The organism is Mycolicibacterium neworleansense, from assembly GCF_001245615.1.
Lineage (GTDB): Bacteria > Actinomycetota > Actinomycetes > Mycobacteriales > Mycobacteriaceae > Mycobacterium > Mycobacterium neworleansense.
On sequence record NZ_CWKH01000002.1, the window covers coordinates 1,578,103 to 1,595,289 of the forward strand.

Genomic DNA, 17,187 nt, shown 5'->3' on the forward strand with positions numbered 1-17,187 from the left:
AAATCCTTCGTTGTCGTTGGGGAGCGCTGAACCGCGCGTCCGATGCGTCAACGATATATCGGAATCTATCGGTTGTCGATAGTCTTCTTGAGCCAGCGCGCCCACTCCGCCTGCATGGCGTTGAAGCGCAGCCCGTATTCCAAGGCTGCGTGCCCGTACAGGTCGTCATCGGCATCGGACCAGCGGATGGAGGCCTCCAGTTCTTGGAGTCGCGCCACCTCGGCCTCGGAGTGGGCGGCGAGTGCGGCCAAGTGGTCGCGGGCCTGGTCGCGAGGCAATTCGCCGAGCAAGAACACCCGCAACAGCCCAGCGCTGCGCTCGGGTGGGTCGTCGGCGGGATTGGTGATCCAGCGCTGCAGTTCGGTGCGGCCGGCGGGAGTGATGCGGTACTCCTTGCGTCCGCGCGGGCCGATCGCCGACACCTCGATCAGCCCGGTGCCGGCCAGTTTGTTGAGCTCGCCGTAGAGCTGGCTCTGGGTGGCCGGCCACACGTTGGCCATCGATTTCTCGAACCGCTTGAGCAGGTCGTACCCACTGCCGGGGTGCTGTGCCAACAGGCCAAGTGCCGCCATGCGCAGACTCATGCCGCCAGTCTACCGTTCACTATTGACATGTCAGTTGTGGAATGTCACCGTTGGATGCATGACCTCAGCCCTGCCGATCGGCGAACGAGACTTCTTCCGGTACGGGAACTACGCGCCGGTCGCCGACGAACTCACCGAATCCGACCTGCCGGTTGACGGCGCCATCCCCGCCGAACTCAACGGCTGGTACCTGCGCAACGGGCCCAACCCGCGTCAGGCGACCGCGCACTGGTTCACCGGCGACGGCATGATCCACGGTGTCCGCATCGAGAACGGTGCGGCCAAGTGGTACCGCAACCGCTGGGTGCGCACCGACAGCTTCATCAAGGACTTTCCGCTCTACAACAAGGACGGCACCCGAAACCTGCGGTCGGCCGTCGCCAACACCCACGTGGTCAACCACGCGGGCAAGACCCTGGCACTCGTGGAATCCTCGCTGCCCTACGAGATCACCAACGACCTCGAAACCGTGGGTGCCTACGACTTCGGCGGCAAGCTGGTCGACTCGATGACCGCGCACCCCAAGATCTGCCCGACGACCGGGGAGCTGCATTTCTTCGGCTACGGCAGCATCTTCGAGCCCTACGTCACCTATCACCGTGCCGACGCCAACGGCGAGCTGACCATCAACCGGCCCGTAGATGTCAAGGCGCACACCATGATGCACGACTTCGCGATGACCGCCCGACACGTCATCTTCATGGACCTGCCGATCGTGTTCGACCTGGAAAAGGCGGTCAAGGACGACGGCGACATGCCCTACCACTGGAGCGATACCTACGGTGCCCGGTTCGGCGTGCTACGCCGCGACGACGCCGACGCACCGATCCGCTGGTTCGACGTCGACCCGTGCTACGTGTTCCATGTCGCCAACGCACACGACGACGGTGATTCGATTGTGCTGCAGGCGGTTCGATATCCCGAACTGTGGCGCAACGACGGCGGGTTCGACGTCGAAGGCGTGCTCTGGGAATGGACCATCGACCTGGCAAGCGGAGCGGTCCGCGAACGCCAGCTCGACGATCTCGGGGTGGAGTTCCCGCGCATCGACGATCGCCTGGCCGGCCTGCCGGCACGATACGCGGTGTCGGTCACCGACAACGCCTGGATCCGCTACGACCTGACCAGCGGTACCGGTGTGCGCCATGAACTCGGCGCCGGGGGACCGGGCGAGGCGGTGTTCGTCCCCGGTTCAGGTCCGGCCGACGAGAGCAACGGGTGGTACCTCGGCTACGTCTACAACCCCGAACGTGACGGCAGCGACCTCGTGATCCTGGATGCGTCGGACTTCGGCGGAACGCCCGTCGCCACCATCAAACTGCCGCAACGCGTTCCCTACGGCTTCCACGGGAACTGGATCAGCGCCTGAGGTGGTGGCTGGCTGTCACCCACCTTCGCGATCAAACTGCCCGATGCTCATTCGGGCTGACTCCGTACGACCGCTTGAACGCGCTGCTCAACGCGAACGGTGTGGAGTAGCCGACCTGCCGGGCCACGGCGGCGATCGTGGTGTCGCTGGCGCGCAACAAGTCGGCCGCCAATGCCAGGCGCCAGCCGGTCAGGAACGCGATCGGCGGCTCGCCGACCTGATCGCTGAACCGGCGGGCGAACACCGCACGTGAACAACCCACCGCCGCTGCGAGATTGGCCACCGTCCACGGATGGGCCGGATTGTTGTAGATCAGCTTGAGCGCAGGCCCGACGACCGGATCATGTTCGGCCTGCCACCACGCGGGTGCATTCCCGTCCCGGTCGAACCACGTGCGCAGCACGGCGATCAGCAGCAGGTCGAGCAGGCGGTCCAGGTAGGCCTCCTGACCCGGGCCGTCGCGGCCCGCCTCGAGTGAGAGCAGATCGACCAGCGGGGTGTCCCATTCGCGGGCGCGCAGTACCAGGACGGTGGGCAACGCGTCGAGCAGGCGTGCGCTGACCTCGCTGCGGCCCTCATAGGCGCACACGATCGACTCCGCGGCACCCGTCGCGCTGTTTCCCCAGCTGCGCAGGCCCAGCGACATCTCGAAATGCAGATCCTCGCCGGACAGAGTCGTGCAGTGCTGCCCGGGATTGATGACGACACTCGGCGAGGTGGCCGGATCGTCTGCGTAGACATAGTTTTCGGTACCGCGAGTCAGCGCGACATCGCCCTGGCCTAGCGTGAACGTGCCGCTGCGCGTACCGACGATCACCGCCTCACCGCGGGTCTGACAGATCAGTGCCAACGGTGCTTCGTCGCGGATGGCCAGAGACCAGGGCGGATCCATGCGCAGCCGCAACACGAACGCGCCCCGCGCACGGACCCCGTCGAGCAATCCGACCAGGGCGTCCACGACCGTAGGGTAACGCTCAGCCCGGCTTGCGGGCTTCGATCAGGTGCCGTGACGAGTGCGCGACAAACGCGCCGTCGGTCTGGATCCGCCGGTGCAACGCGACGAGCCGGTCGCGGTAGATGTCAACCGTGAAGCCGGGCACGATCCAGATGACCTTGCGCAGGAAGTACACCACGGCGCCGATGTCGAAGAACTCCATCCGTAGCCGCTCGGCACGCAGGTCGACGATGTCCAGCCCTGCGGCCCGCGCACCCGCGGACTCGAGTTCTGGATCGCGTGCCCTGCGGGCTTCCGGTTGCGGCCCGAGGAAGAACTCGGTCAGCTCGAAAACGCTTGCCGGTCCGACATGTTGGGCCAGATACGTACCGCCCGGCGCGAGAACCCTGGCGATCTCGTCCCACCAGACCGTGGCTGGATGCCGGCTCAGAACGAGTTCGAATGCCGCATCGGCGAACGGCAACGGCGGCTGGTCGGGATCGGCGACCACGACGACACCGCGAGGCCCGAGCAGCCGGGTCGCGCGGTCGAGGTTGGGCGGCCAGGATTCGGTGGCCGCCATGGCCGGCGGGAAGGCGGCAGCCCCGGCGAGCACCTCACCGCCGCCGGTCTGGATGTCCAGCGCCGAGGTCACCGAGGCCAGCCGCTCGCTCATCAGGCGCTGATAGCCCCATGACGGTCGGGCCTCGGTGGCCCTGCCGTCGAGCCAGGAGAAATCCCAGCCGTCGACCGGCGCGGCGTCGGCTTCGGCCACGAACTCGTCAAACGTCATCGACCTATCCTCGCAGTGAGACGATCGCGTATGGAATCGGGATTCTTACCGATGGAGCGTCTCGCTTCGGCATCGTTGACTGAAGCCATGACCATCAGCCCAGTCGTCGTCCTCACCGCAGCCGCCGCCCTCGGAAGTGCCGCCGCCGGAGGAATCTTCTACGCGTTCTCCACCTTCGTGATGCGCGGCCTCGACCGCACCGGCCCGGTCGAGGCGGTCACCGCCATGCGCGGCATGAACGCCGAGGCCAACACCAACGCGCCGTTCCTGCTGTTCTTGTTCGGCTCGGCGTTGCTGTCGCTGATCGTCGGCGGGACGGCGGTGGCCCAGATCGGCCGGCCCGGCAGTTGGATCCTGCTGGCCGGAGCGATCTTCGGGGTCCTCGGTGTGGTGATCACGATCGCGTTCAACGTGCCGCTCAACAACCACCTCGACCGGATCGACCTGGCCGATGCGGCCGCCGAATGGCAGAACTACCTCACCAGTTGGACGGCATGGAACCACGTGCGCACCGCCTCGGGGTTCATCGGCGCCGTCCTGCTGCTGATCAGCCTGCGTTACCGCTGAGCCTGCCTGCGGAACGCCGCCGCCACGATCGCGGCCGCCGTCAGCGCCAGCGTGGCCGCGATGACCGCCGTCGGAGCGATGCCGGAGTCGAAGGCCGTGCGGGCCGAATCCAGCAGGCGCTCGGCGATTTCCGTGGGAAGGTCCGCGGCCACCGACGTCGCCCCGCCGATGCTCTCACCGGCGTCGGCGGCCTGCGCCGGCGTCAGTCCGGCCGGCACCTCGATGTTGTTGCGGTAGAACGCCGTGAAGATCGTGCCCAGCGTCGCGGTGCCGACCACCGCGCCGAGCTCGTACGCGGTCTCCGAGACCGCCGATGCCGCACCGGCCTTCGCAGCGGGCACTGACGCCACGATGGTGTCGTTGGACACCGTCTGCGAGACACCGACACCCAGCTCCAGCACCACGAACGACGCGATCACCGCGGCCACCGACAGATCGTGGCGGAAGGCCAGGATCAGGACGAACCCGGCCGCGACGAACACCAGGCCGAAGATCATCAGCTTGTCGGGGGCAAACCGCTTGGCAGCCTTGACCACCGCCAGGCCGGCGATCATCGACACCACCGCACCCGGCAGCGTCACCAGGCCGGCCGCCAGCGGCGACAGGCCGAGGACCAACTGCAGGTGCTGCGAGATGAAGAAGATGAACCCGATCAGGCCCACGATCGACAGGAAATTGGCCAGGATCGACGCGCTGAACGGCGCGTAGGAGAACAGCCCCATGTCGAGCATCGGTGTGGCACTGCGATTCTGGCGCCGCACGAACAGCACACCCGAGGCGATGCCGAGCGCGAACGCCGCGACGACACTGCCCGAGAAGCCGTCGTGGGCCGCGGTCTTGATCGCCCACACGAACGGCAGCATCGCGGTGAACGACAGCGTCACGCTCAGCAGATCCAGCGGGCCCGGATTCGGGTCACGCGATTCGGGCACCAGCCTGGGGCCCAGCACCAGCAGGGGCAGCAGGATCGGCACGGCCACGAGGAACACCGAGCCCCAATGGAAATGCTGCAGCAGGGCGCCGCCGACGATCGGGCCCAGCGTCGAGCCCGCCGTGAAACACGAGGCCCAGATGGCGATCGCGAGCCGTCGTGCCGAGGCGTCGACGAAGATGTTGCGGATCAGCGACAGCGTCGACGGCATCAGCATCGCGCCGAACACGCCGAGCGCCGCCCGCGCGGCAACCAGGTAGGCCGCGCTCGGCGCGAAAGCCGCGGCGGCCGAGACGACCGCGAAGCCTGTCGCGCCGATCAGCAGCAGACGGCGCCGGCCGAACCGGTCACCGAGCCCACCCATGGCGACCAGCAGTGCGGCCAGCACCAGTGAGTAGACGTCGACGATCCACAGCTGGGTGGACGCCGCGGGACGGAAATCCTCGGCGATCGCAGGCAACGCAAAGGCCAGGACGGTGTTGTCGATGGCGATCAGCAGCACCGGCAGCATCAATACGGCCAGTGCCACCCACGCGCGTTTGGGCGTTGAAGTCACCGACGGGCTGCCTTCGAGACAGGTGGACATGGGGTTGGCTCCAAGAACTTGAAAGAGGAGATCAGCCGCGCGGGAGTTGAATGGTGCCCGCGGTCAGGCTGGTCATGATGGCGTCGACGATTTGGTGGCGGGGTGTGCCGTCCTGCTTGGCGGCTTCGTAGCCGGCGTCAAGCAGGGCCCAGAACACTCGCCGGGCCCATCCTGGGGGGTATTCGGGCCTGTCGACAGAGGCGCGGTTCAGTACTTCGACGATCGCCTCGTCACCGGTGTCCAGGTGGGCCGCCAACTCGCGATCGGCCAGGATCGTGGGCTCGCTGTAGACGAACAGCACGATGGGCCCCAGGTCGAGTTGGCTCTCCACCACCCGGCGCAGCGCCGCGTCCACGGGACCGTGCATCGGGTCCGCGCGATCGATCGCGGCGATGGTGAGGTCGTGCACATGCCGGGCCAGGGCGCGCAAAAGGTCGGTGCGCTCCGGGTAGTACCGGTGCACCGTGCTGCGGCCGACGTCGGCGGCGGCCGCGATATCGGAGAGCGAGGCGGTCGCGTTGTCGGCCAGGACCGTCATCGCGGCATCGAGGATCGCTTTGCGGGTGCGCTCACGCGGCCCGCTGTGCGTCGACGCCGAACTGGTCATGAATCAAAATGTAGCACGATAGGGTCAAAATGGGACAGTAATGTCCCACACCCTAGCTGGGTGGAGTGAACCCGCTGGTCGGCGGCGGTGGCAGCGAGCCGGGGTACGGCGCCGGGAACGTCGCGACCCGGGCTTGGGGCATCAGCCGGGCCAGCGCGCGCCGATGCCGCTCGGCCAAAACCGCGGCCAGCACGTACTCGGCCGGTACGCCCGGAGGAGGCGGAGGTGAGATGCGCGAGGCCACCTCACCGAAGATGCGGTGCCCCATCTCATGGCGGATCCGCGGATCGAGTTGAGCCGACCGGGACAGGAACTGCCGGGCCAACTCGGCCTGCTCGGGGCCCAGGCCGGACAGTTCCAGAGTGGCGGCCCACCACGCCAGCGCCGGCGGCATCACCGGAGGCGGGTTCAGCTTGGGTCCGCGCTCACTGATCACCACCGTGCCCGCGAAGATGTCGCCGAGCCGTTTGCCCTTGGCCGACAACAGGCTGCAGATCACCGCGGGCCCACCGGTGAGCATCCAGATCTCGATGAACCCCGCCAGCCCGCGAAACAACGCCTGGCGGAAGCGCTCCGGGCTGCCGTCCTCGGCCACCACCCGCAGGCCCAACGCCATCTTGCCCAGCGACCGGCCACGCGTCGCGGTCTCCATCACCACCGGATAACCCACCAGGGTCAGCACCGTGAAGATGATCAGGATCGCCGCCGACAACGCCTCGTCGAGTTGGGTCAGGGTGATCGACCACAGCACCAGCCCCACCACGTACCCGATGGCGATCACCACGATGTCGATCAGGGCGGCCAGGGTGCGTACCGGCAACTGGGCAATTGCAACGTCGAGGACGACGGCGTCCCCGGTCACCACCGGTGCGGGCTGCCAAACCATACCGACACACGCTACCGACTACGCTTTGCCAGGTGGATGTCGATGCGTTCGTCGTGGCCCATCGCCCCACCTGGGACCGGTTGGAGCAGTTGGTAAAACGGCGCCGACGGTTGACCGGTGCAGAGGTCGACGAGCTCGTCGACCTGTATCAGCGGGTGTCCACGCACCTGTCGATGGTGCGGTCGGCCTCGCAGGACTCGGTGCTGGTGGGACGGCTGTCCGGGCTCGTAGCCCGGGCGCGGGCCGCGGTGACCGGTGCGCACGCCCCGCTGTGGCGCGAATTCCTCCGGTTCTGGACCGTGTCGTTCCCGGTCGTGGCCTACCGGTCCTGGCGCTGGTGGCTGGGATCGGCGGTGGCGTTCTTCGTCGTCGCGGCGGCAATGGCGTTGTGGATAGCGGGCAACCCCGAGGTGCACGCGGCCATCGGAACGCCAAGCGAGATCGATGAATTGGTCAACCACGACTTCGAGTCGTATTACAGCGAGCACCCGGCCGCCTCCTTTGCCCTGCAGGTCTGGGTGAACAACTCCTGGGTCGCCGCGCAGTGCATCGCCTTCGCGATCCTGCTCGGACTGCCCATCCCGTACGTGCTGTTCCAGAACGCGGCGAACCTCGGCGCGAACGCCGGGCTGATGTTCGGCGCGGGCAAAGGCGATCTGTTCCTCGGCCTGATCACCCCGCACGGACTGCTCGAGCTGACCGCGGTGTTCCTGGCCGCCGCGGTCGGGATGCGGCTGGGCTGGACGGTGATCGCGCCAGGCAACCGGCCCCGGGCGCAGGTGCTGGCCGAGCAGGGCCGGGCCGTGGTTGCGGCCGCGATCGGACTGGCCGTCGTGCTGCTCGTGTCCGGTCTGATCGAGGCCCTGGTGACCCCGTCGCCGCTGCCCACCTGGATGCGGATCGGCATCGGCATCGCGGCCGAACTGGCCTTCCTGGCCTACGTGTTCCACTTCGGGCGCAAGGCCGCCCGGGCAGGGGAGAGCGGCGACCTGGAGGATGCGCCCGACGTGCTGCCGACTGCCTAGAGCTTGCCCGCCGCCTTCATCGCCAGGTAGTGGTCGGCGAGCGCGGGCGCCAGATCTTCGGGGCGGGCATCGACCACATCGACACCATGTCCGCGCAGCCGTGACGCGATGGCCCGGCGGTCGTTGCGGGCGCGTTCGGCAGCGGCGGCGTCATATACCTGTGCGGCATCGGACCGGCCGGCCGCAAGCTGGTCCACCCGCGGATCGGACACCGCGGCCAGCAGCACCTGATGGCGCGCCGAGAGCTGCGGCAGCACCGTCATCAAGCCCTCGTCGAGCGCCGAGGCATTCAGATCGGTCAGCAGCACGATCAGTGCCCGGCCGCGTACCCGGCGCAATACCGCCGAAACCATCGCGGTGGCATCGGATTCCACCAGTGCCGGCTGTAACGGCGCCATCGCCGCGACGACCGAGGCCAGCAGCTCGGTCCGCGAGGCGCCCCACACCCCGGCGCGGGGCGTGCGGTCGATGGCCAGGAAGTCGACATGGTCACCGGCCCGCGAAGCCAAGGCCGCCAGCAGCAGCGCCGCGTCCATCGACCAGTCCAGGCGCGGCCACCCGCCCGGATCCAGCGCGGTCGGATCCACGCCGACCCGGCCTGCCGAGGTACGTCCGGTGTCGAGCACGATCACGACCCGGCGGTCACGCTCCGGCCGCCAGGTACGCACCACCACGTCGGCGCGCCGCGCCGTGGCACGCCAGTCGATCGAGCGGACGTCATCGCCGACCACATACTCCCGCAGCGAATCGAATTCGGTGCCCTGGCCGCGGATCAGCACCGGGATCGCGCCGTCCAGTTGCCGCAGCCTGGCCAGCCGGGACGGCAGGTGCTTACGGGACAGGAACGGCGGCAGGATCCGTACCTGTCCTGGTAACCGCTGCGAACGTTGCCGCCCGGCCAACCCCAGCGGCCCGATCGAGCGCACCGTGACCAGCTCGCTGTGCTGGTCACCTCGGCGGACCGGGTGCAACCTGGTGGCCAGGGAAACTTGTTGGCCGGCATCGATATTCACCTGATGTGCGCGCGGTTGCGCGGTGGCGCTGGGCGGCCACGCATCGCGAATCGTGCCGCGGACCCGGCGGCGCCCGGTGTTGTGCACGCTGAGCATTGCGTCGACGGTCTTACCCAGGCGGGCGGTGGACTCGCCACCACGGGACAGCCGCAGCCCGCCGATGCGGCCGGCCAGCACGACGTCGGTCGCCACGGCCACGGCCAACAACGCCGCCAGGGCGACGAAAGCCGTTGCCGGCCAAGGGGCCAACGCAATCGGCAGCACGCACACAAGTGCCACCAGACCGGCGCGGCCGGTGAGGACCATCAGCGCGGCACCGGAACAGCAGCCAGGATGCCGTCCAGCACTCCGTCGGAGGTGGCGCCCTCCAGCTCGGCCTCCGGGCGCAACGCCACCCGGTGTCGCAGCGTCGACCGGGCCATCGCCTTGACGTCGTCCGGGGTCACGTAGTTGCGGCCGGACAGCCAGGCCCAGGACCGCGATGTGGCCAGCAGCGCGGTCGCGCCGCGCGGGGATACGCCGAGCTGCAAGGACGGGGAATGCCGGGTGGCCCCGACGATGTCGACGATGTAGCCCAGCACCTCATCACCGACGAGCACCTGGCGCACCGCGTCGCGTCCGGCTGCCAGCTCGGCCGCACCGGCCACCGGCTGGACAGAGGACAGGTCACGTGGATCGAAGCCGTGCGCGTGCCGTCCCAGGATCGCGATCTCCTGATCCCGCGGCGGCAGCGGCACCGTGAGCTTGAGCAGGAAGCGGTCCAGCTGAGCCTCGGGCAGCTGATAGGTGCCCTCGTACTCGATCGGGTTCTGGGTGGCCGCCACGATGAACGGATCGGGCAGCGGTCGGGGGGTCCCGTCGACGCTGACCTGGCGCTCCTCCATGGCCTCCAGCAGCGCCGCCTGGGTTTTCGGCGGGGTCCGGTTGATCTCGTCGGCCAGCAGCAGATTCGTGAACACCGGCCCGGCACGGAACTCGAACTCGGCGGTGCGCGCGTCGTACACCAGCGAGCCCGTGACATCACCGGGCATCAGGTCCGGGGTGAACTGCACGCGCTTGAAATCCAGCTGCAGCGCCGCGGCCAGGGTGCGCACCAACAGGGTCTTGGCCACCCCGGGCACACCCTCGAGCAGCACATGGCCCCGGCACAGCAGCGCCACCACCAGGCCGCTGATCACCGCATCCTGACCGACCACCACCTTGGCGATCTCGTTGCGCAGGGCCAGCAGGGCTTCACGGGCTGGGTCGGGGGAGGGCTGAGTCACGACTGTGCGACCTGCCTTTCGATGTCGTCGAGTTGGTGTGCGAGGTGGACGAGTTCGGCGTCGGTGGCCGGGGGCGGGCCGAACAGAATGTGGCCGGCCGAGTTGGCGGCGGTGCCGCAGCGGGCGGCGACGGCGGCCGCCCAGCCGCAGCAGCAGCCGGCCCAGCGCCGCGGCGCGTAATGCGTCGGCGGCGCGGTCACGCGCCCGGCGGGAGCGGTACAGCCGCCCGCGGCCCTCGACGGTTTCCGAGGCGCGGACCACGACCGGCAGTGACTCGGCGACCAACGGGCCGAGACGCCGGCCCTGTGCGACCGCGAGCAGCGCCACCACCAGGCACAGCTGCAGGACGATCCACCGGATCTGCACGGGCAGCAGATCCGACAGGCTGCGCTCACCGGTGGAGCTGGCCTCGAAATGCTGTGGCGCATACCAGATCACCCGCGGTGCGGCGCCGGCCAGATTCATCGCCAGCGCGGCATTGCCCTCTTTCAGCAGCCGTGAGTTCGTCATGAAGTCACCCGTGCCGACCACGGTGACGGTACGTTCCCCGTCGTGGTAGCGGGCCAGTGCACCGCCGTAGCAGAGGGTCACCGGCGCACTGTCGGCGGCGGTGTAGGTGTCGGTGGTGCCCAACTGGGTCGTGCCGGCCCGGTTCGCCTCGGCCAGTTCGCAATCGGGCTCACCGCCGCCGAACTGTGTTGGCTCGTCCAGCCGGATCTGCGGGGCCAGCTTCTCCCGGGTGAGTGCCACGGGCGCCACCAGCAGCAGGTCGCCGGGCAGATCGGTCAACCTGCCAACCGTCTTCTCGCTGGACAAGAACATCGTCTGCGCCACCACCAGCAAGGTGCCGGGACGGGCGGCGCGCTGCACCTCGTCGACATCGGCGGCGACGATCACCTCGACGCCGTGATCGCGCAACAGGCTGACCAGCGCGTGCGTCCCCTGCGGTGAGGTCGAGGCCGGATCCATCGCCCCACCCGGGCGCGGCGCGGTCAGATAGACCGTCGCGACAGCCACCGCGACGATGACCGCGAATGCGAGCAGCACCCATCGTGCCGTACGGAGGCGCTCTCTCATACGGGAATGACCTCGTCGTCAAGGGCCGCGATCGCCCGGTAGGCCGACTCGGTACCCGGCCGCTCACCGTAGGTGACGTCGTTGAATGTGGTTGCCGCGATGGACAACTCTGATGCCCTCGCGGGCAGGGCCGCGCCGGCGTCGCGAGCGAGTTCGGTGGCGGTACGGCCCGGGACGGCGTCCAGGACGCCGGCCTCCTCAAGATGACGGGCCAGCGCGCGCACCCGATTACGAATCGCGGCCGACCAATCGCCTTGTGCGGCATATTGTTCGGCAATCGATCGGTGTTGCGCGGCGCTGAGTTCCTGGCGGTCGAACAGGGCCTGGGCCCCGGCGCGGGCGGTACGCATGGTGCGTCGCGCAATGCGCACCGCCACCACGACGGCGACCACGACCAGGATCACCAGCACTGAGATGGTGAACCAGCCACCCGGAATCGTGGAGCCGGCGGCGGTGATCCGGTACAGCAGATCGTTGAGCCACTCGCTGATCTGATCGGTCGGTGACGCCCGGGGGTAGATCGGTTTGGCCAATTCGTTCTGCGCGGCGTCGTGCGCGGCGTCACGGTCGATGTCGATGTTCGTCACCTCAGATGTACCGGGGCAGCCATAGTTGGTCCGCAGTCTCGACCGGCGCATCCGCACCGGTCTGCAGCATCAGATCGAACGCCTCGGCCCGGAACCGGCGGTCGGCGTACAGCAGCACCACCACGCCCGCGCTGAACGGCGCGGTGACGATCTGGCCGATGGCGGCGCCCACGGCGGTCAGTATCAGGGCCGGCACCGTGGGTCCCTCGTCGACCATCGACATGATCTGCCCGGCCACGTTGAACGGCGCACCCACACCCCAGCCGATCACCCCGGCCACGATGGTGGCCAGCAGCCAGATGCCGAACACACGCCAGAAATCCTTGTTGACCAAAACGAATGAACGCTTGACCGCCGCGATGATGCCGCGCTGCTCCAACACGATCACCGCGGGGGAGAACAGCAGAACCGTCGACGCGTAGAGCACTGCGACCAGGGCCAGCGGTACCGACACCGCCCCGATCGCGAACGCGGCCAGCCCACCGCCGAGTGCGTCCGCCCCGACGATCAGCACAGTCACACCGGCAGCGACCAGGATCAACGCTATGGCCTGCAACACGGTCAGCCCGATCAGCGCCGGCAACCGGCCACGCAGCCGCTGCCAGGCTTCGCCGACCGTGATGCTGCCACCGAACACCGAGCGACCGATCACCACCGTGAGCATGCCGCTGAGCAGAAGTGAGGACAGGGTCGTGACGACGATTCCGGTGAACACGCCGCCGGCGAACACCACGATCGTCCCGGCTGAGGGAGCCTCGCCCTGCACGGTGGAGTCGAATTCGCCCAGCGCGGACAGCGGCCCGACCTGCAATGCGAGCGAGATGATCTGCGAGGCCAGCACCACCACGGTGGCCAGCCCCAGCGTCGCTCTCGGATTGGTGCGGATGTAGGCGACGGCGCCATTGAAGATGTCGGTGAGGCTCAGTGGACGAAGCGGGATCACGCTCCCTGCCGAAAAGTGGGCAAGGTGTGGCCGACCGCTCGTCATGGGTTCCATCCTGACCTCCCGGGTTGCCGGTCAGCAACTACGGTGCGGATCCACCGAACGTCGTTCTATCCGAAATTCGATGCGGGCCAGGACTGATCGCAGCGTAGGTTGGCGCTATGGCCGAGCTCAAGGACAAGCTGCGCGCGGATCTCACCGGCGCGATGAAGTCGCAGGACAAGTTGCGCACCGCCACCCTGCGCATGGTGCTGGCCGCGATCCAGAGCGAGGAGGTCTCGGGCAAGCAGGCCAGGGAACTGTCTGACGCCGAGGTGATCGCGGTACTGGCCCGCGAATCGAAGAAGCGCGGCGAGGCGGCCGAGATCTACACCCAGAACGGGCGCGGCGAACTGGCCGCCAACGAGCACGCCGAGGCCCGCGTCATCGACGAATACCTGCCCACCCCGCTGACCGACGCCGAACTCGCCGACGTCGCCGACACCGCCATCGCACAGGTCGCCGAACAGATCGGGGAACGTCCCGGCATGCGGCAGATGGGCCAGGTGATGAAGGCCGCCACGACCATCGCCGCCGGCAAGGCCGACGGCGCCCGGCTGTCCGCGGCGGTCAAAGCGCGACTGTAGGGCCCTCCAGGGAGTTTGACGCGGCCGTCGCCGGGTACCCGCCCGGCATCCCTAGCCGTCGATAGCCCTGGAGGTACCCGATATGTTTGTTCACAACAAGGATCTGCAATTCGAGGTTCGGGTCACCGAGCCAGACCCACGCTTCGCCACCCTGCTCCAGGAGCAATTCGGCGGCGCCAACGGCGAATTGAAGGCCGCCATGCAGTACTTCACCCAGGCATTCGTGCTGCGGGAGAAGAGCCCGAAGATGTACGACCTCATGATGGACATCGCGACCGAGGAACTGTCCCACCTGGAGATGGTCGGCTCGATGATCACCATGCTGCTCGACGGGCTCAACGACGACCTCAAGATCGCCAACGAACGCTGCGACTGGATGCCCGCAGTGGGAAGCACAGACGGCCGCGACGAGATCGTGCACAGTGTGGCGGCCAACCCGCTGCACTTCGCCCTGACCGGCGGTGGGCCCGATGTCAGCAACTCCGCCGGGGTGCCGTGGAGTGGCGCCTACGTCAACTCGAACGGTGATCCGTCTGTGGACCTGCGCAGCAATCTGGCCGCCGAATCACGGGCCAAGATCGTCTACGAGTATCTCAAGCAGTTCACCGACGATCCAGGTGTGCAGGACACCCTGACCTTCCTGATGACCCGTGAGGTGGCCCACTTCCAGCAGTTCACCGCGGCGCTCAACGAACTGCCGGTGAACTTCCCGCCGGGGCAGTTGCCGGGCGATGACCGGTTCCAGAACGTCGCCTTCAACATGTCCAATGGCGCCGGTGATGCGCGCGGTCCGTGGAACCAGGGGCAGGGCCCGTGGCCCGAGGGCATGAAGTGGAAGTACGTCAGCAAGCCGCAGGAAGAATGGCTCGGCGGCAGGTTGCGTCAGAATCAGGGCGCGAAGAAGAACCCCGAAGGCAGTCCTGCCGTGGACAGCGAGAAGCCGTTCACCCACGAACAACACAGCGCAGTCATGTAATTCGGATGACGACGGCCGGCGCCCCCTGGGGACGCCGGCCGTCGGTGGCTGTTCAGTGGGTCTGCGGGTCGGGCGGATTTTCCTCGTCGCGACTGGTCGCCGCGTCCCGGACGCGGTCGACGATGGCGGCCGCGGTGCCCGCCGTTTTCTGGGCCGTTGAGCTCGATGGGGTGTCCGGATGCGGACGGGTAGGGGCGAGCTTCTTGGCCAGTTCCAGCTTGGCGCCGAGCTTCTCGCGCTCCTCGGGATCGACGGCGGCTTCGAACCTGGGCCACACCACGTCCTCTTCGTATGCGATGTGCTCGCGGCCCACCTTGACGAATTCCCTTAGTGCATCGTGATATTCGGGCTCACCGGGCGAGCCGTCCTCGAGCCGCTGCAAGAGCTTCTTTCCGGCCTGCTCCTGTTCAAGCGCCTCATCGGCGAGTTCGTCACCGTCGTCGAGTACATCGCGCACCATCGGCCAGAACAGTTGTTCCTCGATGGCTTCATGCTGCGATTCGGCGATGACGAGGTTGGTCACCATGGTGCCCAATCCGCTGGTGTGGGCACCCGGACCGGTCGGTGCGCCGTCGAGTACTTCGAGCATGCCCAGGACGCTCTTGTGGTCCTGACGCAGAAATGTAAGTGCATCCATGTTCGTTGCCCTTCCTGGTGAGTTCGGGTGCGCATACCCGGGGCCATCGGGTTGAAACTCGGCGGCTACGGGTATTTCAGGCACATGCCAACCGGTAAGGGGATCTACGACGAACAGCACCGCGACGATGAACGCGGTGCCAACGGTGCCGCCGCCGACAAGCGGAATCGGGCCAAGAACGTCCCGGAGGACACCCCCGACGTCGATACCACCGAGAGCACCAGCCAGGAACCGCCCGACTGAGTGCAGCGCCGTGTCGGATTATTCGGCGTCACGCCCGACGCGGCTGCTGTGATAGGCGCCGCGGCGGATATCGGCAAGCCAACCGGGAGCCAGACGGACCCCGTCAGCCTCGTGAAGCGCGGGGTCGAAGGAGACGTCGCGCCCGTGCGGAAGCTTCTCACGCAGTGACAGCCTGCCCAGTGGTTCGAATTCGCCGGTCGGTGGGCATTGTTCGATGTCGAACTGGATTCCACCGCGTTCCAACTGACCGTTCACGCTGTCGAGGGAGAGTCCGGCGCCGTCGAACTCGGTACGGAGGCGAGCCCGCAGCCACCACAGCGCGCCGTCGAATCTCAGCGGCATCACGCTCGAGAAGGTGATACCTGTCCAGGAATTGGCCGGCCACAACACAAATCGGTTGCCGGCCAGTGTGGAGGCGAGCAGCACATCCCAGGGCGTGCCGGACAGTTGCGGTGGCATCCGCCAGGCCAGACCGGCGATGTCCGGCACGGACCCTGGCGTCCCGAGGCCCTTCGACAATCTGCCGACGACATCGCACGAGTAGAGCGGCAGGCCTCTGGTGGGCGGGGCGGTGCGTTCCAGGCTGCCACGTGCCAGCACGCCGTTCGGGTGGAACAGACGGCGGTGGCGCACCGCGGCACCGAACTCGACCGGCCAGGCTGCGACATCGGAGATCTTCATGGCCACCGACTGCCCACCATGAGGGCTGGGCAAACGCGCCCGGCTAGATCCGCCAGAGGGCTTCCTGGCTGACGCTGGCGACCAGCGTGCCCGCGGTGTCGTAGAGCGAGCCGCGGGCCAGCCCGCGGGAGTCGTTGTGATTCGCCGACCGGAGCTCGTAGCGGTGCCAGCCGTGGGGCCGGAACGGCCGGTGGAACCAGATCGAGTGGTCGAGGCTGGCGGCGAAACCCAGATCGGACCGCAGCGGGACCGTCGGCGGTAGTGCCGCAGGCACCGGCCCGAGGTCGGACAGGAATGTCAGGGTGCAGGCCCGGATCAGTGGATCGTCCTCGATCTCGTCTTGCGTGCGGATCCAGAACGGCGAGATCGCGAACTCGGTGTGGTCCGTGGGCATGGTGCGCAGGTCGAATTTGTCCCCGAAGTCCATGACGTCGACCTTGGGGACCGCCGCGTCGAACTCCAGGGCGGGCGTGATCTCGGGGGACCAGTCCAGGCCCGGCTCTGGCTCGTGGAACGAGGCCATCATCTCCAGGATCACGGCGCCGTTCTGGCTGGCGGTGACGTGACGGGTGGCGAATGCGCGTCCGTCGCGGATGCGGTCGACGTGGAACTCGACCTCGGCGTCGTAGCGGCCGCCGCGGACGAAGTAGGCGTGCAGCGACTGCGGAAGCTTGCCGTCGTCGACGGTGGCCCCGGCCGCACCCAACGACTGCGCCGCGATCAGGCCGCCGAACAACCGCTCGGCTGCGCCGCGGCGGGGTTCTCGAATACAGAAGTCATCGCCGTCGCGGTCGAACTGCAACAGTTGGGCGATCCAGCTCAGCGCTGCCATCGGCCGAGGCTATCAACTGCTTGGT

19 protein-coding genes and 1 pseudogene are annotated in these 17,187 nt (G+C 67.8%); 6 read left to right on the plus strand and 14 right to left on the minus strand.

The window, feature by feature from the left end; genetic code table 11:
• Nucleotides 1-65: 65 nt before the first annotated feature.
• A complete protein-coding gene (locus tag BN2156_RS23205) occupies nucleotides 66-584 on the minus strand; it encodes a PadR family transcriptional regulator (protein ID WP_090517206.1) in 519 nt (172 codons plus the stop codon).
• Nucleotides 585-642: 58 nt separating this feature from the next.
• Between BN2156_RS23205 and BN2156_RS23210 the strand changes: the two genes are divergently transcribed.
• Complete coding sequence (locus BN2156_RS23210) at nucleotides 643-1,953, plus strand: carotenoid oxygenase family protein (protein WP_090517207.1); 1,311 nt, start codon at nucleotides 643-645, stop codon at nucleotides 1,951-1,953.
• A gap of 31 nt (nucleotides 1,954-1,984) precedes the next feature.
• Here the strand turns inward: BN2156_RS23210 and BN2156_RS23215 are convergent, their stop codons facing one another.
• The gene (locus BN2156_RS23215) at nucleotides 1,985-2,911 is read right to left on the minus strand and encodes an AraC family transcriptional regulator (protein WP_090517208.1); all 927 of its coding nucleotides are present in this window, start codon (nucleotides 2,909-2,911) and stop codon (nucleotides 1,985-1,987) included.
• A 16-nt stretch (nucleotides 2,912-2,927) separates the two neighbouring features.
• Nucleotides 2,928-3,680 (minus strand): methyltransferase domain-containing protein, encoded by a 753-nt coding sequence (locus BN2156_RS23220; protein WP_090517209.1) that lies wholly within the window; start codon nucleotides 3,678-3,680, stop codon nucleotides 2,928-2,930.
• An 87-nt stretch (nucleotides 3,681-3,767) separates the two neighbouring features.
• On the opposite strand from BN2156_RS23220, the gene BN2156_RS23225 reads away from it, so the two are divergent.
• Nucleotides 3,768-4,247: an anthrone oxygenase family protein gene (locus BN2156_RS23225; RefSeq protein WP_090517600.1), complete on the plus strand. Its 480-nt coding sequence runs from the start codon at nucleotides 3,768-3,770 to the stop codon at nucleotides 4,245-4,247.
• On the opposite strand, the gene lfrA is transcribed toward BN2156_RS23225, so the two are convergent.
• The 3 genes from lfrA to BN2156_RS23240 are packed head-to-tail and all read right to left on the minus strand — an operon-like array spanning nucleotide 4,238 to nucleotide 7,257.
• Nucleotides 4,238-5,764, minus strand: a complete 1,527-nt coding sequence (gene lfrA, locus BN2156_RS23230) for an efflux MFS transporter LfrA (protein ID WP_090517210.1) — start codon at nucleotides 5,762-5,764, stop codon at nucleotides 4,238-4,240. The genes BN2156_RS23225 and lfrA overlap by 10 nt on opposite strands.
• A 31-nt stretch (nucleotides 5,765-5,795) precedes the next feature.
• A complete protein-coding gene (locus BN2156_RS23235) occupies nucleotides 5,796-6,371 on the minus strand; it encodes a TetR/AcrR family transcriptional regulator (protein ID WP_090517211.1) in 576 nt (191 codons plus the stop codon).
• A 52-nt stretch (nucleotides 6,372-6,423) separates the two neighbouring features.
• Nucleotides 6,424-7,257, minus strand: coding sequence for an RDD family protein (locus BN2156_RS23240; protein ID WP_090517212.1), 834 nt, complete (start codon nucleotides 7,255-7,257; stop codon nucleotides 6,424-6,426).
• A gap of 32 nt (nucleotides 7,258-7,289) precedes the next feature.
• On the opposite strand from BN2156_RS23240, the gene BN2156_RS23245 reads away from it, so the two are divergent.
• On the plus strand, nucleotides 7,290-8,282 hold the full coding sequence (locus BN2156_RS23245) for a stage II sporulation protein M (RefSeq protein ID WP_090517213.1): 993 nt from the start codon (nucleotides 7,290-7,292) through the stop codon (nucleotides 8,280-8,282).
• Here BN2156_RS23245 and BN2156_RS23250 read toward each other — a convergent pair.
• The 5 genes and pseudogenes from BN2156_RS23250 to BN2156_RS23270 all read right to left on the minus strand — a co-directional run bounded on the left by BN2156_RS23250 (nucleotide 8,279) and on the right by BN2156_RS23270 (nucleotide 13,212).
• On the minus strand, nucleotides 8,279-9,601 hold the full coding sequence (locus BN2156_RS23250; RefSeq protein WP_090517214.1) for a DUF58 domain-containing protein: 1,323 nt from the start codon (nucleotides 9,599-9,601) through the stop codon (nucleotides 8,279-8,281). The genes BN2156_RS23245 and BN2156_RS23250 overlap by 4 nt on opposite strands.
• Nucleotides 9,601-10,560, minus strand: coding sequence for an AAA family ATPase (locus BN2156_RS23255; protein ID WP_090517215.1), 960 nt, complete (start codon nucleotides 10,558-10,560; stop codon nucleotides 9,601-9,603). The genes BN2156_RS23250 and BN2156_RS23255 overlap by 1 nt, the downstream gene beginning before the upstream one ends.
• Nucleotides 10,557-11,637 (minus strand): annotated as a pseudogene (locus BN2156_RS23260) (DUF4350 domain-containing protein). Before BN2156_RS23260 ends, BN2156_RS23255 begins: the two are co-directional and overlap by 4 nt.
• Complete coding sequence (locus BN2156_RS23265) at nucleotides 11,634-12,224, minus strand: DUF4129 domain-containing protein (protein ID WP_090517216.1); 591 nt, start codon at nucleotides 12,222-12,224, stop codon at nucleotides 11,634-11,636. Before BN2156_RS23265 ends, BN2156_RS23260 begins: the two are co-directional and overlap by 4 nt.
• 1 nt (nucleotide 12,225) lies before the next feature.
• Entirely contained in the window at nucleotides 12,226-13,212 is a 987-nt protein-coding gene (locus tag BN2156_RS23270) for a DUF7847 domain-containing protein (protein ID WP_090517601.1), read from the minus strand.
• A 116-nt stretch (nucleotides 13,213-13,328) separates the two neighbouring features.
• On the opposite strand from BN2156_RS23270, the gene BN2156_RS23275 reads away from it, so the two are divergent.
• Together BN2156_RS23275 and BN2156_RS23280 are read left to right on the plus strand one after the other, a co-directional pair.
• Nucleotides 13,329-13,793 (plus strand): GatB/YqeY domain-containing protein, encoded by a 465-nt coding sequence (locus BN2156_RS23275; RefSeq protein ID WP_090517217.1) that lies wholly within the window; start codon nucleotides 13,329-13,331, stop codon nucleotides 13,791-13,793.
• 82 nt (nucleotides 13,794-13,875) lie between these two features.
• Nucleotides 13,876-14,769: a manganese catalase family protein gene (locus BN2156_RS23280; RefSeq protein ID WP_090517218.1), complete on the plus strand. Its 894-nt coding sequence runs from the start codon at nucleotides 13,876-13,878 to the stop codon at nucleotides 14,767-14,769.
• Between the two features lie 52 nt (nucleotides 14,770-14,821).
• Here the strand turns inward: BN2156_RS23280 and BN2156_RS23285 are convergent, their stop codons facing one another.
• Complete coding sequence (locus tag BN2156_RS23285; protein ID WP_090517219.1) at nucleotides 14,822-15,406, minus strand: hemerythrin domain-containing protein; 585 nt, start codon at nucleotides 15,404-15,406, stop codon at nucleotides 14,822-14,824.
• Between the two features lie 84 nt (nucleotides 15,407-15,490).
• Between BN2156_RS23285 and BN2156_RS30920 the strand changes: the two genes are divergently transcribed.
• The gene (locus BN2156_RS30920; RefSeq protein ID WP_090517602.1) at nucleotides 15,491-15,649 is read left to right on the plus strand and encodes a hypothetical protein; all 159 of its coding nucleotides are present in this window, start codon (nucleotides 15,491-15,493) and stop codon (nucleotides 15,647-15,649) included.
• 18 nt (nucleotides 15,650-15,667) lie between these two features.
• On the opposite strand, the gene BN2156_RS23295 is transcribed toward BN2156_RS30920, so the two are convergent.
• Both BN2156_RS23295 and BN2156_RS23300 read right to left on the minus strand, forming a co-directional pair.
• On the minus strand, nucleotides 15,668-16,330 hold the full coding sequence (locus BN2156_RS23295; RefSeq protein ID WP_090517220.1) for a phosphodiesterase: 663 nt from the start codon (nucleotides 16,328-16,330) through the stop codon (nucleotides 15,668-15,670).
• 43 nt (nucleotides 16,331-16,373) lie between these two features.
• Entirely contained in the window at nucleotides 16,374-17,162 is a 789-nt protein-coding gene (locus BN2156_RS23300; RefSeq protein WP_090517221.1) for an acyl-CoA thioesterase, read from the minus strand.
• Nucleotides 17,163-17,187 lie beyond the last annotated feature (25 nt).